Origin of the sequence: Belnapia rosea, from assembly GCF_900101615.1 — a bacterium.
Taxonomy (GTDB): Bacteria; Pseudomonadota; Alphaproteobacteria; order Acetobacterales; family Acetobacteraceae; genus Belnapia; species Belnapia rosea.
In genome coordinates this window covers 89156-103387 of sequence record NZ_FMZX01000006.1, presented here as the reverse complement: position 1 = coordinate 103387, position 14232 = coordinate 89156, and the positions used below count along the sequence as shown (strand labels likewise).

At 72.9% G+C, this 14232-nt stretch carries 9 protein-coding genes and 1 pseudogene; 4 read left to right on the top strand and 6 right to left on the bottom strand.

All coding sequences use genetic code 11. The features are described from left to right. The first annotated feature begins 44 nt into the window (after positions 1 to 44). Entirely contained in the window at positions 45 to 2822 is a 2778-nt protein-coding gene (locus tag BLR02_RS13380; protein ID WP_090663548.1) for a phosphoenolpyruvate carboxylase, read from the top strand. 164 nt (positions 2823 to 2986) lie between these two features. Further along, a pseudogene (locus BLR02_RS28630) lies at positions 2987 to 3378 on the top strand (sensor histidine kinase). Between the two features lie 5 nt (positions 3379 to 3383). On the opposite strand, the gene BLR02_RS13375 reads toward BLR02_RS28630, so the two are convergent. The 4 genes from BLR02_RS13375 to BLR02_RS13360 all read right to left on the bottom strand — a co-directional run bounded on the left by BLR02_RS13375 (position 3384) and on the right by BLR02_RS13360 (position 10106). After that, positions 3384 to 5438 (bottom strand): HWE histidine kinase domain-containing protein, encoded by a 2055-nt coding sequence (locus BLR02_RS13375; protein WP_090663547.1) that lies wholly within the window; start codon positions 5436 to 5438, stop codon positions 3384 to 3386. A 99-nt stretch (positions 5439 to 5537) separates the two neighbouring features. Then, positions 5538 to 6359 carry a RadC family protein gene (gene radC, locus BLR02_RS13370; RefSeq protein ID WP_090663546.1) on the bottom strand — a complete coding sequence of 274 codons (822 nt, stop codon included), beginning with the start codon at positions 6357 to 6359 and terminating at the stop codon, positions 5538 to 5540. Positions 6360 to 6470: 111 nt separating this feature from the next. Continuing rightward, positions 6471 to 8474 (bottom strand): HWE histidine kinase domain-containing protein, encoded by a 2004-nt coding sequence (locus tag BLR02_RS13365; RefSeq protein WP_090663545.1) that lies wholly within the window; start codon positions 8472 to 8474, stop codon positions 6471 to 6473. A 153-nt stretch (positions 8475 to 8627) separates the two neighbouring features. After that, on the bottom strand, positions 8628 to 10106 hold the full coding sequence (locus BLR02_RS13360; RefSeq protein WP_090663620.1) for an ATP-binding protein: 1479 nt from the start codon (positions 10104 to 10106) through the stop codon (positions 8628 to 8630). 105 nt (positions 10107 to 10211) lie between these two features. On the opposite strand from BLR02_RS13360, the gene BLR02_RS13355 reads away from it, so the two are divergent. Together BLR02_RS13355 and hemA are read left to right on the top strand one after the other, a co-directional pair. Continuing rightward, the gene (locus BLR02_RS13355) at positions 10212 to 10808 is read left to right on the top strand and encodes a hypothetical protein (RefSeq protein ID WP_090663544.1); all 597 of its coding nucleotides are present in this window, start codon (positions 10212 to 10214) and stop codon (positions 10806 to 10808) included. A gap of 160 nt (positions 10809 to 10968) precedes the next feature. Next, complete coding sequence (gene hemA / locus BLR02_RS13350; protein ID WP_408735517.1) at positions 10969 to 12210, top strand: 5-aminolevulinate synthase; 1242 nt, start codon at positions 10969 to 10971, stop codon at positions 12208 to 12210. A 2-nt stretch (positions 12211 to 12212) separates the two neighbouring features. On the opposite strand, the gene BLR02_RS13345 is transcribed toward hemA, so the two are convergent. Both BLR02_RS13345 and BLR02_RS13340 read right to left on the bottom strand, forming a co-directional pair. Next, complete coding sequence (locus tag BLR02_RS13345; RefSeq protein ID WP_090663543.1) at positions 12213 to 13085, bottom strand: hypothetical protein; 873 nt, start codon at positions 13083 to 13085, stop codon at positions 12213 to 12215. Positions 13086 to 13125: 40 nt separating this feature from the next. After that, the gene (locus BLR02_RS13340; RefSeq protein WP_090663542.1) at positions 13126 to 14196 is read right to left on the bottom strand and encodes an NAD(P)H-dependent flavin oxidoreductase; all 1071 of its coding nucleotides are present in this window, start codon (positions 14194 to 14196) and stop codon (positions 13126 to 13128) included. Between the last annotated feature and the right edge of the window lie 36 nt (positions 14197 to 14232).

The window sequence follows — 14232 nt, the reverse complement described above, 5'->3', positions numbered from 1 at the left end:
GGAAAGACTGGCCAGGGCCGCCTTCGCAGGTGCAACATCACGCCATGCCGGATATCGCCCCCGACCCCCTTCAGGAACTCCTCGCCCGCTTGCGGGACGGGAGGGCGGCGGCGGCGCAGGACCCCTTCGGCGACCCGGTGCTGCTGATCGCGCTCGCCATCAGCCGGCGGCTGGATGACGGGGCGCTCGACCTCGACCTGCTGTCCGACATGGTGCAGCGCCTGGCCGACATGGCGGCGAGCGAGCGGGCCGGGCGGATCGCCGCCTATCTCGGCCTGCCCGATGCGGTGCCCGACCTCGCGTCGCTCGCCGCCCGGCTGGTGCGGCCGGACCCGGATGACAGCCCGGTCCCCTTCGCCCAGTACCGGGCGCTGATGGAGACGCCGCGCTTCGCCGCCGTCTTCACCGCCCACCCCACCTTCTCCCTGCCGCCCGCGACCGGCGCGGCGCTGGCCGAGGCGGCGAGCGGCGCCAGCTTCCCCGCTGGCCTGCCGCACCGGCCGGGCGCGCCGACCCTGGCCGAGGAATTCCGCCAGGCCACGGCCGCCATCGCCCGTGGCCGCGACGCCATCGACGCGCTGACCGAGGTGCTGCTGCGCGCCGCCCAGGGCGTCTGGCCCGACCGCTGGGCAACGCTCGTCCCGCGCCCGATCCTGCTGGCGAGCTGGGTCGGCTACGACACCGACGGCCGCACCGATATCGGCTGGTGGGACACGCTGCGGCTGCGCCTCACCATGAAACGGCTGCAGCTCGAGCGACTGGCGAACCAGTTCGCCGCCCTCGGCGAATGCGCCGCCCCGCTCGCCGCCCGCACCGCGGAGGCGCTGGAGGCCGTCGGGGCGCAGCTTGCCGCCGTGCCCGAGCGGCCGGAGCCCGAGGCGGTGCAGGCCATGTCGCATCAGCTGATCGGGCGCCGTTCCGCGGCGATGACCGATCTCGCGCCGCTGATGGAGCTTTTCCCCGCCGCCCTCGCCGCCGCGCCGGATGATGCGGCGCGGCTCGGCCTCGCGGTCGCCCGCGCCGGCCTCGCGGCGCATGGGCTGGCCCTCGCCCATACCCATGTCCGGCTGAACGCGGCGCAGCTCCACAACGCGGTGCGCCAGCGCCTCGGCCTCGCCATCTCCTCCGAGGACATGGCGCAGCGCCGCGGCCTGCTCGCCGCCATCAACGAGGCGCTGGCGGAGGTCGCGCCGCTGCCGGTCGATTTCGGCGCGCTGCTGGCCGAGCAGGCCTCGGCCGCGCGGCTGATGCTGATCTGCGCCCAGATCGCCAAGCATGTCGACGGCTCGGCCCCGATCCGCTTCCTCATCGCCGAGACGGAGACGGGCTACACCCTGCTCGCCGCCCTCTGGCTGGCGCGGCGCTTCGGCGCCGACATGGCGGTCGAGCTCTCGCCCCTGTTCGAGACGGCGGAGGCGCTGGACCGTGGCGAGCGGGTGCTGGAGGAGGCGCTGCGCAGCCCGCACTACCGCGACTACCTGCGCGCCCATGGCCGGCTCTGCCTGCAATTCGGCTATTCGGACAGCGGCCGCTATGTCGGCCAGCTCGCCGGCAGCTACCTGGCCGAGCGCCTGAAGCTCCGCCTCGTCGAGCTGCTGCGCCGGCACAAGCTCGACGGCATCGAGGTGGTGCTGTTCGACACGCATGGCGAGAGCGTCGGCCGCGGCGGCCATCCGGGCAGCCTTGCCGACCGGCTCGCCTATCTCTCCCCGCCCCAGGCGCGCATGGCGCTCGACCGCGCCGGCCTCAAGCTGCGCGAGGAGACCGCCTTCCAGGGCGGCGACGGCTACCTGCTCTTCGGCACCCCGGCGCTCGCCCAGGCGACCATCGCCGGCATCGCCAGGCACGCCTTCGCCCCGCCCGGCAAGGTCTCCGACCCGGTCTATGCCGAGGCGGATTACGTCGCCGACTTCTTCGCCACCGTCCGGCGCGAGATGCAGGCGCTCGTCGCCGACCCCGGCTATGCCGCCCTGCTCGGCGCCTTCGGGCCGGGGCTGCTCGACCGCACCGGCTCCCGCCCCGCGGTGCGGCAGGCGGATGGCATGAGCGGGCCGGTCCGGATCAACCACCCCTCCCAGCTGCGCGCCATCCCGAACAACGCCATCCTCCAGCAGCTTGGCTGGATGGCGAATACGCTGCACGGGCTCGGCGCGGCCGCGACCGCCAACCCGGACGCCTTCACCGAGCTCCGCACGCACTCACCCCGCTTCGCACGCGCCCTGGCCATGGCGGCACGGGCGGCGGCCTGCTCGGATATCGGCGTGCTGCGCGCGGTGGTGGATACGCTCGACCCCGGCCCGTGGCTCGACCGCGCCGGTTTCACCCGCCGGCCGGGACGGCGGGAGGAGCTGCTCGGCGTCGCCACCGCCGTCGAGGCGCTCGATCTCGATGCCCCGGTCCGCCGGCTGTTCCGCCGGCTCCAGGCCGACCATCTGGCGCTCCGCCATGCCTGGCCGGACCTGCCACAGATGCCGGACCGGCTGGTGCTGCTGCATGCGCTGCGCCTGGCGCTCATCCACCGGATCTGGCTGCTGGCCGTGGTCGTGCCGGAATTCTCGCCGCGCCATGGCGCCACGCGCGAGGCGCTGGTGGCGCGCATCCTCCAGCTCGATGTCGAGCCGGCGCTGAAGCTGCTGGAGGAGGTCTTCCCCGCCGCGCCCGGCCCGGTGATCGGCCTCGAATTCGGCGAGCCGGCACCGCCGCGGGAGGGGCTGAGCTACGCCGCCGAGCACGCCGCCATCTTCGGACCCATGGCGAAGCTCTTCGCCCTGGTGCGCGAATGCGGCGCGGCCATCACCCATGAGGTCGGCGCCTTCGGGTGAGGGGACCCGGACGCTCTCCCTTCGCACGGGCCCACGGCAGCCGCTTCAGCATGTTGTTCGATCGGGCGAACACCTCCGATCCGGTGACGCCCCCTGCTCGGAGTTGGCTCTAACCCTGCGGGCCGTGCAGGGTCGCCAGCACCTCCAGCAGCCGGTCCGGGCCGATGGGCTTCTGCAGGATGGCCAGTGGCTGCATCGCCTCGCAGAGGGCGCGCGAGGTCGGGTCGCCCGAGCCGGCAGCCGCTCGGCAATGCCCTCGAATTCACCGCTCGGGCCAAGCCCCGCATGTCACCATCCGCTGCACCGATGGCGATGGCGGCACCGTCCGGCTCTGGGTCGAGGATCGCGGCATCGGCATCGCGTTGCAGGACCAGGACCGCATCTTCCGGCCCTTCGAGCGCCTGCATGGGCGGGAGGCCTGTCCCGGTAGCGGGGTGGCCTCGCCATCGTGCGCCGGGTGGCGGAGCGGCTGGGCGGGCGCTGCGGGGTGATCTCCACCCTCGGCGGGGGCAGCCGCTTCTGGCTGGAGCTGCCACGCCCGGCGGAGCCGGGCTGAGCGGCCTAGATCGGCGCGGCCTGCCGCAGCCGGGCGAGTGCCACCTCGATATCGCAGACCAGGCCCGTTTCCTTCCACTCGACGGCGATCCGGCCGCCCAGCTGGTCGCGCAGCGTGCCCGCCAGCACGCGCGAGCCGAAGCCGAGGCGGCGCGGCGGCCCCTCCAGCCTGGGGCCGCCCGTCTCCTGCCAGCGAAGCCGCAGCACGTCGCAACCCGTGTCCAACGACCAGGTGATGGCCAGCCGCCCCGTGGGTGCCGAGAGCGCCCCGTATTTGATGGCGTTGGTGGCCAATTCGTGGATGGCCATCGAGAAGGGCTGCGCCGCGCCGGGCGGGAGCACGAGGCGGGGCCCGTCCAGCCGGGCCTGCGGCCCGCTTGCCTCATGGCCGAGGAAGGCCGCCAACTCGCCCTCCAGCACCCGATGCAGGTCGGCGCCGGCCCAGCGATCGGCGGAGAGCAGGGTCTGGGCCCTGGCGAGGGCGGCGACGCGGCCCTCGATGGCACGGATGAAGCTTTCGGTATCCGGCGCCCGGGTCAGGCGCAGCGCCGCCTGCACCACCGCGAGCATGTTCTTGGCGCGGTGGTCCACCTCCCGCGTCAGCAGCGCCTGGCGCTCGGAGGCGAGCTTTTCCTGATGGACATCGACGATCACGATGAGGGCGGCCACCACCTCATTCGCCTCGCCATGGATCGGGATGCCGCTGACCCGGCGCCAATGCCCGCTCTGCCCGACTTCGCGGTGCAGGAAGTCGATATTGAGCGCGAGTTCACCCCGCAGGGCCCGCGCGCCGGGGAAATCCTCCGGTGCGATCATCCGCCCGTCGGGGTGCCAGCCAAGCCATTCGGTGCGCGCCAGAGGCTCGGTCGAGGGAATGCCGGCACGGGGCAGCAGGCGCTGGAATTCCGGGTTGCCGACGATGATGCGGCCGGACGGCGCGACGAGACCCGCCCCGATGGGCAGGTGGGCGACGACCGTCTCCATGCGGTGCGCCTGCTGCAGGGCGTATTGTACGCGCTCGCGCGCGGCCGCCTCGGCCTGCAGCCGTGCATTGGCCTCGGAGAGGGCGTGGGTGCGATCGGCCACGCGGGCCTCGAGCGCCTCGTTGACGCGGCGCAGCGCCGCCTCGGACTCCTTCAGCGCGGTGACGTCGACGGCCGTGCCGGTGTAGCAGATCGGCCGTCCCTCGGCCTGGGCGTAGCAATGGCCACGGACCATCACCCAGCGGATCGCGCCATCCGGATGGATGAGGCGGAATTCCTTCACATAGGAATCGACCGACTGCAGCGCCTTGGCGGTACCGGCCTCCACCGCCGCGCGATCCTCGGGGTGGATGTGCCGCATGATGGCCTCGAGCGGCATGCCCCCTGCCAGCGCGTCGGGATCGAGCCCGTAGAACCGGGCGAAACGCTTGTCCGCCGTGATGGTCCCGCTGGGCAGATCCCAGGTGAAGAAGCCGATGACCCCGGTCTCGAGCGCGGCCTCCTGCCGGTCGAGGCTGGCGCGCAGCCGTGCCTCGCTGCGGCGGATGCCTTCGAACATCCGCAGCCGTGCCACCGCCGAGGCAAGCAGGTTGGCGTAGCTGCGCAGGAAATCGACATCACCGCCGGTGAATTGGCGCGGCTCGCGGCTGTCGACCTGCAGCATGCCGAAGGGCGGGCTGCCACTGGCGCCGAGGATGGTGACATTGACGAGCGCCTTGACCCCATGATCGATCAGGAAAGCCGGGAGGCGGAAGCGGCGCTCCTTGGTGATGTCGGTGGAGATGACCGGCCCGGCGGCCTGGATGGAATAGGCCTCGGAGGTGCCGTCACGCAGGTGCAGCCGGCAATGGCCGACGACACCCGGCTGCCAGCCGATGCCGGCCCTGACCAGCAAGGTCTCGCCATCCGGCTGCAGCTCCACCACTTTCGCCAGTTCGGTGCCCATGGCCTCGCCGACCAGCCGGCAGGCCTCAGTGAGGATCTCATCCAGATCCTCCGACTTCAGGGCGAACTCCCCAAAGCGTGCGAGCACCGTCTGCTGCCGCAGCAGGGTCTGCTCCTGGGTATCCGGTACCATGCGGTTACTCAAGCGACACCCTCAAGCTTTCATCCCATCGCAGCAGCGCCAGCGTGCGGTCACATGCATGCATATCGCCGGAGCGCAGGATGCGTTCGCCTACAACAATCCTTCTCGCCGGAAGCTGAGATGCCGGCCCTTGCCGATGACCAGGTGATCATGGAGCTGGATGCCGAGCACGGCAGCGGCGGTCTTGACCTCCTGCGTCATCGCCAGGTCCTCTCGTGACGGGGTCGGGTCTCCCGATGGGTGGTTGTGGACGAGGATGAGCGCCGTGGCATGCAGGTCGAGTGCCCGCTTCACGACCTCGCGTGGATAGACCGGGGTATGGTTCACGGTGCCACGGGCCTGCGCCTCGTCGGCGATCAGCCGGTTGCGGGTATCGAGGAAGAGCACCCGGAACTGTTCGACCTTCTCATGCGCCAGCGCCGCCGTGAGGTACTCGATCAGCCGGTCCCACCGGTTGAGCACCGGCATGTCGATCACCTCGGCCCGGGCCAGGCGCAGCGCGGAAGCCTGCACCAGCTTCAGGGCGGCGACGCTGTGCGGTCCGAGGCCGCGCGTCGCCAGCAATTGGTCCTGCGGCGCCGCCAGCACGGCGCCGAAGCTGCCGAAGCGGTTGATCAGGGCCTTGGCCAGCGGCTTGGTGTCGCCCTTCGGCATCGCGAAGAAGAGCAGCATCTCCAGCAACTCGTAATCCGCCAGCGCATCGGCGCCGCGATCCAGCAGCTTGTCGCGCATCCGGGCGCGATGGCCATGCGGCCCGGTGCTCGGGAAAGGCAATTCGGCCGGGAGGCGGGCAGGCAGCGTGGGCGCCGCAGGCGGCTGGTCGAGCAGGCTGCCGGCCTCGGCGCCGCGGGCGAAGGCAGCCGGCGCCGTACTTTCACCGAAGCCTTGCGGCGACCGGGGGGCGGCCGCCATGGGCGCCGGCCCGGCCTGGCTTGCTTGTCGCTGCTTCCACCACCACACGGGCCCCGCCTCCTGCCGGACCCGCCGATCTTGCCCAAATTGATGCAAAAGTAAAACGATACCTCAGGCGGGATCGTGGCCGTGGCCGCTTCTGTCCTCGGCCTGGGCGAGGACGCGGGCGGCGGGCAACGTGACTTCGCAGGTGAGGCCGGGCTCGTCCCAGTGCTGGCGCACCGTGCCGCCCAGCTGGCGCGCAAGCGTTGCATTCAGCACCCGCGTGCCGAAGCCGCGCTCGAGCGGCGGCGCCTTCACCGGCGGGCCCCCGCGCTCCTGCCAGATAAGGCGGAACTGCCCGGCCGCGTCGTCGCCCGTGCCCGGCAGCACCTCCCAGCGGAGGGTGAGCCGGCCATCGGGCACCGACAGGGCGCCGTATTTGGTGGCGTTGGTCGCCAGCTCGTGCACCGCCATGGCCAGGGCCTGGACCGCATTCGCGCCGATCACCACGGACGGCCCCTCGAGCCGTGCCTGCGGCGTGCCGGTCCTGTCGAGGAAGGGGGACAGCTCCTCCCGCAGGAGGCTCGCCAGCTCCGCACCCTGCCACTGGGTCTGGGAGAGCAGGGCCAGGGCCTGGGCCAGGGCCGTGATCCGGCCCTCGACCAGGGTGATATAGGCGTCGAGGGTCGGGGCGCGGGTCAGGCGCAGGGCGGCGCGCGCCGTGGCGAGGGCGTTCTTGGCCCGGTGATCGACCTCGCGCATCAGCAGGTCGCGGCGCATCTCCGCCTCGCGCTGCTCGGAGATGTCCTGCACCAGCACGACCACCCGGCCGGGCTCGCCGGGCAGCGGGGCGGAGGAGATGCGCACGGGCAGGCGGGATCCGTCGGGGCGCAGGTAGTCCTTCTCGTAGGGCAGCCACCAGCCGCGCTCGCGGGCCTCGGCGATGGCGTCCTCGTCACGCTGCCGGAATTCCGCCGGCGTCGCCCGGCGCGGGTCCCATTGCCCGGCCTCGAACTGGACCCGGGTGCCGTTGGTCATCTCGAGGTGCCGGTCATTGGCGAGCAGCGTCTCGCCGGTCGCCAGGTCCAGCACCGACATGCCGACCGCGCGGCTTTCGAAGACGCCCCGGAACCGCGCCTCGGCCGCCTGGCGTGCCTCCGCCACCGCCCGGGCCGCGACCTCCCGCCGCAACGCCGCCTCCGCCGCCTGCGCCGCCCGGGCGCGGCGCAGCGCGAGCAGGGCAACGCCTGCGAGCGTCAGGGCCGCAGCCAGGGCGACCAGCCCATAGGCCCGGAGATTGGCGCGCCACCGGCCGAGCAGCGCCTCGGCATCGGCGCCGAAGCTGACATAGACGGGCCAGCGCCCGACCCGGCTGTAAGCGTAGATGCGCCGCCGCTCGTCGATGCTGGAGATCGCATCCACCAACCCCCGCTCCGGTTGGCGCTGGATGGCCTGGATGACCGGGCTTTCAGGGCCGAAACGGAGGGTCTGGCCGCTCGGCGGGTCGCGCGCGAGCAGCGCGCCATCGGCCCGGAACAGCCCGGCGGAATGACGGTAGGGTGGTGCTGCCTCGCGGAAGAAATGCTGGAAGTAATCGGGGCTGAGGGCGACATGCACCGTGCCGGCGAACCGCCCATCCGGCCCCTGGCGGCGGCGACTGATGGCGAAGGAGGCGATGGCCGTCGCCCGGCCGCTGAACGCGGTGCTGACATAGGTGCCGGCGCTGGCATTCTCCTTCTGGACCCGGAAGAAGTCGCGGTCGCGGATGGTGATCGAGCGGTCCCAGCCCTGGCTGCCGGCCAGGACATAGCCATCGGCATCCGCGACCCAGACCGAGACGAATTGCTCGAGCGGCCGCTTGATCGCCCGCAGGAAGTCGCTGGTCCCGGCGGCGGCGACCTGGGCGCCTTGCAGCCCCTCGATCCTGTCCTCCACGCGGTCGAGCAGCAGGTCCGCGGTGTCGAAGACCTTGGCGACATGCTCGTGCATGACGGCGGCGGTGCGCTCGACCGCCTCGGTCCCCTCGCGCAGCACCTCGCCCCGGTTCCACCAGGCGGCTGCCACGAAGACCATCGCCGGGACGATCACGGCGGCCGCGAGGATGACCTGCTGGAAGCGGGTGGCGGACAGCATCGTGCCGGGGTGGTCCTGCGGACGGTGGGTGCCGACGTGACGCGACCGATGGGCGCCGCCTTGCTCGCGAAATTGCGTGGAGAGCTGGTGTGCCGCAGCAGTTGGGGAGAAGGCAATGGGTGTTTCGCTGCGCGTATCCACCCCCGGCCTGTCTCAGGCCGCGGCCTCGGCCTCCGGATGGCCTGGCGCCGTCTCCCAGCCCGCTCCGGCGATGGTCACGATGCGGCGGCCGGTGAGGTCCGGCCGGGTGACGATGGCACCCTGCTCCTCGATGAATCCGAGCGCCCGCCGTGCCCGGCTGGCCGAGCGGGTCCCATAGGCGCGGGCGATGGCGGCATCCGACGGGCAGGGCGCACCGGTCAGCGCGGCCTGGGCCAGCAGCAGGAAGACGCCCTGGAGATCGTCCGGCAGCGTGGCGGCGCGGGCGGTGGCCTCGGCCCAGTCCGCGCTCTCCGCCACCTCGGCCGGCACGCCCGCCTTGGCGATGGCGAGCAGCCGGCGGAAGGCGACGAGGTCGGGCAGCTTGCTGCCGAGCTGCTCGATCCGGCAGCGCACGAGGAAGTCCTGGTAGAGCACCGGGACCGGGCGGTACCCGCTCTCGGGGTCGGCCAGCACCTGCCGCATCACCGCCTCCAGCCGGCGGCGCTGCGCGGCCTCGGCTTCCGGCGAGGGTGGCGGCAGGGCGGTGGGCGGCGGCGTGGGCCGCGCGGCGGCGAGCTGGGCGAGGATGTCGGGCGGCGGGGGCGGCGGGGTGCGGCGCGGCCGCGGGGCCTCCGGCGCGGGCGGCTGGAGGATGATGGCCCGTGCATCCTCGAGCGGCTGTGCCGGCAGCGGCGTCAGCTTCGGCGCCGCGCCACGCGACTCGGTCTGCACCGGGCCGATCCGCACCGGCAGCGGCCGGCGGGCCAGCGCCGGGCCGAGCGCCATGAAATGCCCCTGCCGCAGGTCGCGGAACATCTCCGCCTGGCGCTTCTCCATCCCCAGCAGGTCGGCGGCGCGGGCCATGTCGATATCGAGGAAGGTGCGGCCCATGAGGAAATTGCTGGCCTCGGCCGCGACGTTCTTGGCGAGCTTCGCCAGGCGCTGCGTCGCGATGATGCCGGCGAGGCCACGCTTCCGCCCACGGCACATCAGGTTGGTCATGGCCCCGAGCGAGACCTTGCGCGCCTCGTCCGCCACCTCGCCGGCGGCCATGGGGGCGAAGAGCTGCGCCTCGTCCACCACCACCAGCATCGGCGTCCAGTGGCTGCGGTCCACATCGAAGAGCCCGCCGAGGAAGGCGGCGGCGCGGCGCATCTGCCCCTCGGTATCGAGCCCCTCGAGGTCGAGCACGACGGAGACGCGGTGCTGGCGGATGCGCTCGGCGGCGAGCTGCAGCCCGGCCTCGGAATGGGCGGCCCCATCGATGACGAGATGGCCGTAGCGTTCGGCGAGGGTGACGAAATCCCCCTCCGGGTCGATCACCGCCTGCTGGACCCAGGCGGCGCTGCCCTCCAGCAGCCGCCGCAGCAAGTGGGACTTGCCGGAGCCGGAATTGCCCTGGACCAGCAGCCTTGTGGCCAGCAGTTCCTCGAGATCGAGCAGCGCAGGGGCGCCGCCATCCGTCTGGCCGAGATCGATGCTGACCGTCATGCCGGTGGTGGTAGCGCAGCGGCGCGGTTCCATAAACAGGGTCTTCATTCTTCCGGCCGCATGATCCGCCCGGGCCCGGCACCTCCCGGGCAGGAGAGGAAGGCGATGCAGGCAGGAACCGCCGAGGAGATGCTGGGGCTGCGCGCCGAAATGGGCGGGATGTTCGCCGAGCTTCGCGGCTTCATCGACCGGCGGATCGCCGAGCTGAGCGCCGAGGTGCATGCCACGGTGCAGCTGGTCGACTATTCCGAGGAGAACCTCTCGGGCCAGCTCACCCGGATCCATGAGCAGATCGCCGGCCTCGTTGCCATCCCGGCCGCCACCACGCGGAACAGCGGCGTCGAGCTGGAGGCCGTGGTGCAGGCGACCGAGGCGGCCGCCAACACCATCATGGAGGCGGCGGAGGCCATCCAGGCCTGGCTGGATGGCGACAAGCAGGATGCCGCCTCGCTCCGCCTCGTCTCCGAGAAGGTCAGTTCGATCTTCGAGGCCTGCAGCTTCCAGGACGTGACCGGCCAGCGCATCCGCCGGGCCATCCAGCACCTCCAGCAGGTCGAGCAGATGCTGGAGGGAATGATCCCGGGCGGGGCCGCGCCGGTCGAGACCGTCACGGTCACGGCGATGATGCATACCGTGGCGGCACCCGAGCAGGCCGGCCCCGACCTCGCCCAGGCCGAGATCGACCGGCTGCTGAACGGCTAGCGCCCCGCCACGCGCCCGGCCGCCCGTTCGGACAAGACCCGAACCTGCCGGTCATGCTCCATGGGAACCGCCTTCCGCATGACTGTAACGGGAGGCTGGGTTGCGCTGGATCAATTGGCTTTTTGCCGCGATGCGGACATATGGCGGGGGTATTCTCGAGATGCCGGACCTGATGGACACGCGCCGCGCCTTCCTCGCCCATTGCCAGGCGAACCTTGCTGCCCTCCGCCGTGAGGGCCGTTACCGCGAATTCGCCCATCTGGAGAAGCTCTCGGGCCGCTTCCCGCTCTACCGCTGGCACCGGCCGGACGGGGTGCGGGAGGTGACGGTCTGGTCCTCCAACGACTATCTCGGCATGGGCGCCCACCCGCAGGTGCTGGCCGCGGCGGCGCGGGCGGTCGAGGAGCACGGCGCCGGCGCCGGCGGCACCCGCAACATCTCCGGCACCTCGCCGCTGCATGTGGCGCTGGAGGCGGAGCTCGCCTCGCTGCACGGCAAGCCCGCCGCGCTGCTCTTCGGCAGCGGCTACATCGCCAACCAGGCCGGCATCGCCGCGGTGCTGGAGGCGCTGCCGGGCTTCATCGTCTTCTCGGATGCCAAGAACCACGCCTCGATGATCGCCGGCATGCGTGGCGCCAAGGGCGCCGGCCGGGTGATCTGGCGGCATAACGACCTCCAGGACCTGGAGGCGAAGCTGGCCGCCGCGCCCTCCGGGGCGCCCAAGCTGATCGCCTTCGAGAGCGTCTATTCCATGGATGGCGACATCGCCCCGATCGGCGCCATCTGCGACCTCGCCGAGCGCTACGGCGCCATGACCTATCTCGACGAGGTCCATGCCGTCGGCCTCTACGGCGCGACCGGCGGCGGCATCTCGGAGCGGGACGGCGTGGCCCACCGCGTCGACCTGATCGAGGGCACGCTCGCCAAGGGCTTCGGCGTCTTCGGCGGCTACATCGCCGGCGATGCCGACATGGTCGACTACATCCGCAGCACCGCGGGCGGGCTGATCTTCACCACCTCCCTGCCGCCCGCCGTGGCGGCAGCGGCGCTCGAGAGCGTGCGGGTGCTGAAGCGCCTGCCGGAGCGCCGCGTGGCGCTGGCCGAGCGGGCGGCGGCGCTGAAATCGGCGCTCGATGCCGCCGGCCTGCCGCGGCTCGACGGGCCGAGCCATATCGTCCCCGTCTGGGTCGGCGAGGCGGAGCTCTGCCGGCAGGTCGCCCGGCGCCTGCTCGAGGACCACGCCATCTACGCCACCCCGATCAACTACCCGACCGTCCCGCGCGGCACGGAACGGCTGCGCCTCTGCGCCACGCCCTTCCATACGGATGCGATGATCGCCGCCCTGGTCACCGCCCTGCAGGCCGTGCTGCCGACTGCCGCCATCCGCCAGGCGGCGGAATAGGCTCAGGCGGCCGGCGCCACGGCGCGGCCGGTGAAGGCGGGCCCTTCGATCTCTCGCGGGGCTATTCCGCGGTCGAGATCGAGGCCGGTCAGCCGCCAGTCATGCACGGGCAGGGGGAGGGGCCGCAGCAGCCGCTCGTGGAAGCGCCTCGGCCAGCGGACCCCGCCCAGGGTCACATGGTCCCAGGCATCCACCTCGGCCACCGCGCCGCGGGTCGAGCGGAGCCCTTCCAGCCCGAAGCGCACCCGCCGCATCAGCCGCTCCTCCCGGTCGATGAAGAGCAGCAGCCGCTCGGCGGGCGAGGCGCCGAGGCCGGGCACCATGCTGGCCCGCAGCAGGTCGCAGCGCCGGCGAATGCCGCCGACCTCCACCTCCTCCTCCCCGGCGAGTTCGAGGCGCGGCGCCTCCCGGCCCGGCCAGCCGCCGGCCAGCAGCATTGGGCCGAGCAGGAACAGCAGATAGCCGTCGGCGACCAGGGCGGCTGCCGCCTGGCGCTCGGCATCCTCCGACTCCACCCCGTTGAACCAGACGCGGACCGCGCCGGGCCGCCGCACCACCTGCTTGCTGCCCGCTGGCCCGGCATGGGCCTGCGCCACCAGCCCCTCCCGCGGCAGCAGCCTCTCCTCGGAGCCGCCACGGAAACCCTGATCGACCAGCACCGGCTGCAGCCGGCCGATGACCGGCGGCCATTCCCCCTCATAGCGAAGGGAGACATCCCGGATGCGCCGGAAGGTGCCCAGCCCATGCGCCTCGGCGCTCCCGGCCAGCAGCGCCGCCGCCCTGGATGGATGCCCCGGCGCGGCGGCCTCCGGCAACGGGTTGGCGCAGGCCGCCAGGGCAAGGGGCGCGAGAAGGGCGTGGCGACGGCTCGGCATCCTGGAATTCCCCTGGGCAATGGCCCTGCCGCGCAAAGGCTCAGGCCAGGAGCCGCCGCGCCCCGTCCCAGACCGCGCGGGCGATCTCCCCGGCCGGCTCGGCCCGGGCGAGGGCGGCCGACTGCCCGGCCCAGGCCTGGATACGGTCGATGTCGTTGCCCTTGGTGCCCAGCTCCCGCATCGGGCCGGTCAGGCCGCGCTGGACCGGGTAGGGGGCGGGCGGCGGCGCATCCGGCGCGGTGGCCGCCGCCACATAGGCGGTGGCGATGCTCCGCCCGGCGCGGCCGCTGAAGACGCGGCTCACCCGCGTCCCTTCGGGCGGCGTCGCGGCCAGGGCATCGGCCCAGGCCGGCGCGATCCTCGCCTCGGGCGCGCGGAGGAAGCCGGTGCCGATCTGCACCGCCGAGGCGCCGAGCGCGAGCGCCGCGGCCACGCCCCGCGCATCGGCGATGCCGCCCGTTGCCACCACGGGCAGGCGCACCGCATCCACCACGGCGGGCACCAGGGCGAGGAGGCCGACCATCCCTGCCTCGGCCGTCCCGGCATCGAAGCTGCCGCGATGGCCACCGGCCTCCGCCCCCTGCGCGACCAGGATGTCGGCCCCCGCCGCCTCGGCGGCCCGCGCTTCGGCCACGGTCGAGACCGTGGCCATCCAGGTGATGCCCCGCGCCTTCAGCCGCTCGACGAAGGGCGCGGGGAAAAGCCCCATGATGGAGGAGACCGCGGCCGGCGCCGCCTCGAGCAGCGCCTCGCATTGCGCGGCGAAGTCGGGCGGTGCGGCATCGGCGGCCTCGGGTGGCACCTCCGGCCCCCAGCCGCCGAGGAAGCGCCGGAGCGCCGCCTCGTGGGCCGGGTCGCGCCGCGGCGGCGGGTCGGGGATCCAGAGGTTCAGGTTGAAGGGGCCGTTCGTGGCGGCGCGCAGCTCCGCCGCCCAGGCGAGGATGGCGGCCGGCTGCATCAGCAGCGCGCCACAGGCCCCCATGCCCCCCGCATTGGCCACTGCGATGGAGAGCGCGGGCGGGCAGGCCCCGGCCATGGGGGCGAGCAGGATCGGCAGGCGCAGGCCGAAGCGGCTGCAAAAACCTGCGCTGCGGGCCAGGGCCGAGGTCATGGGGCGCCGCCCGGGACTATCCGCCCGCAAGGCTCC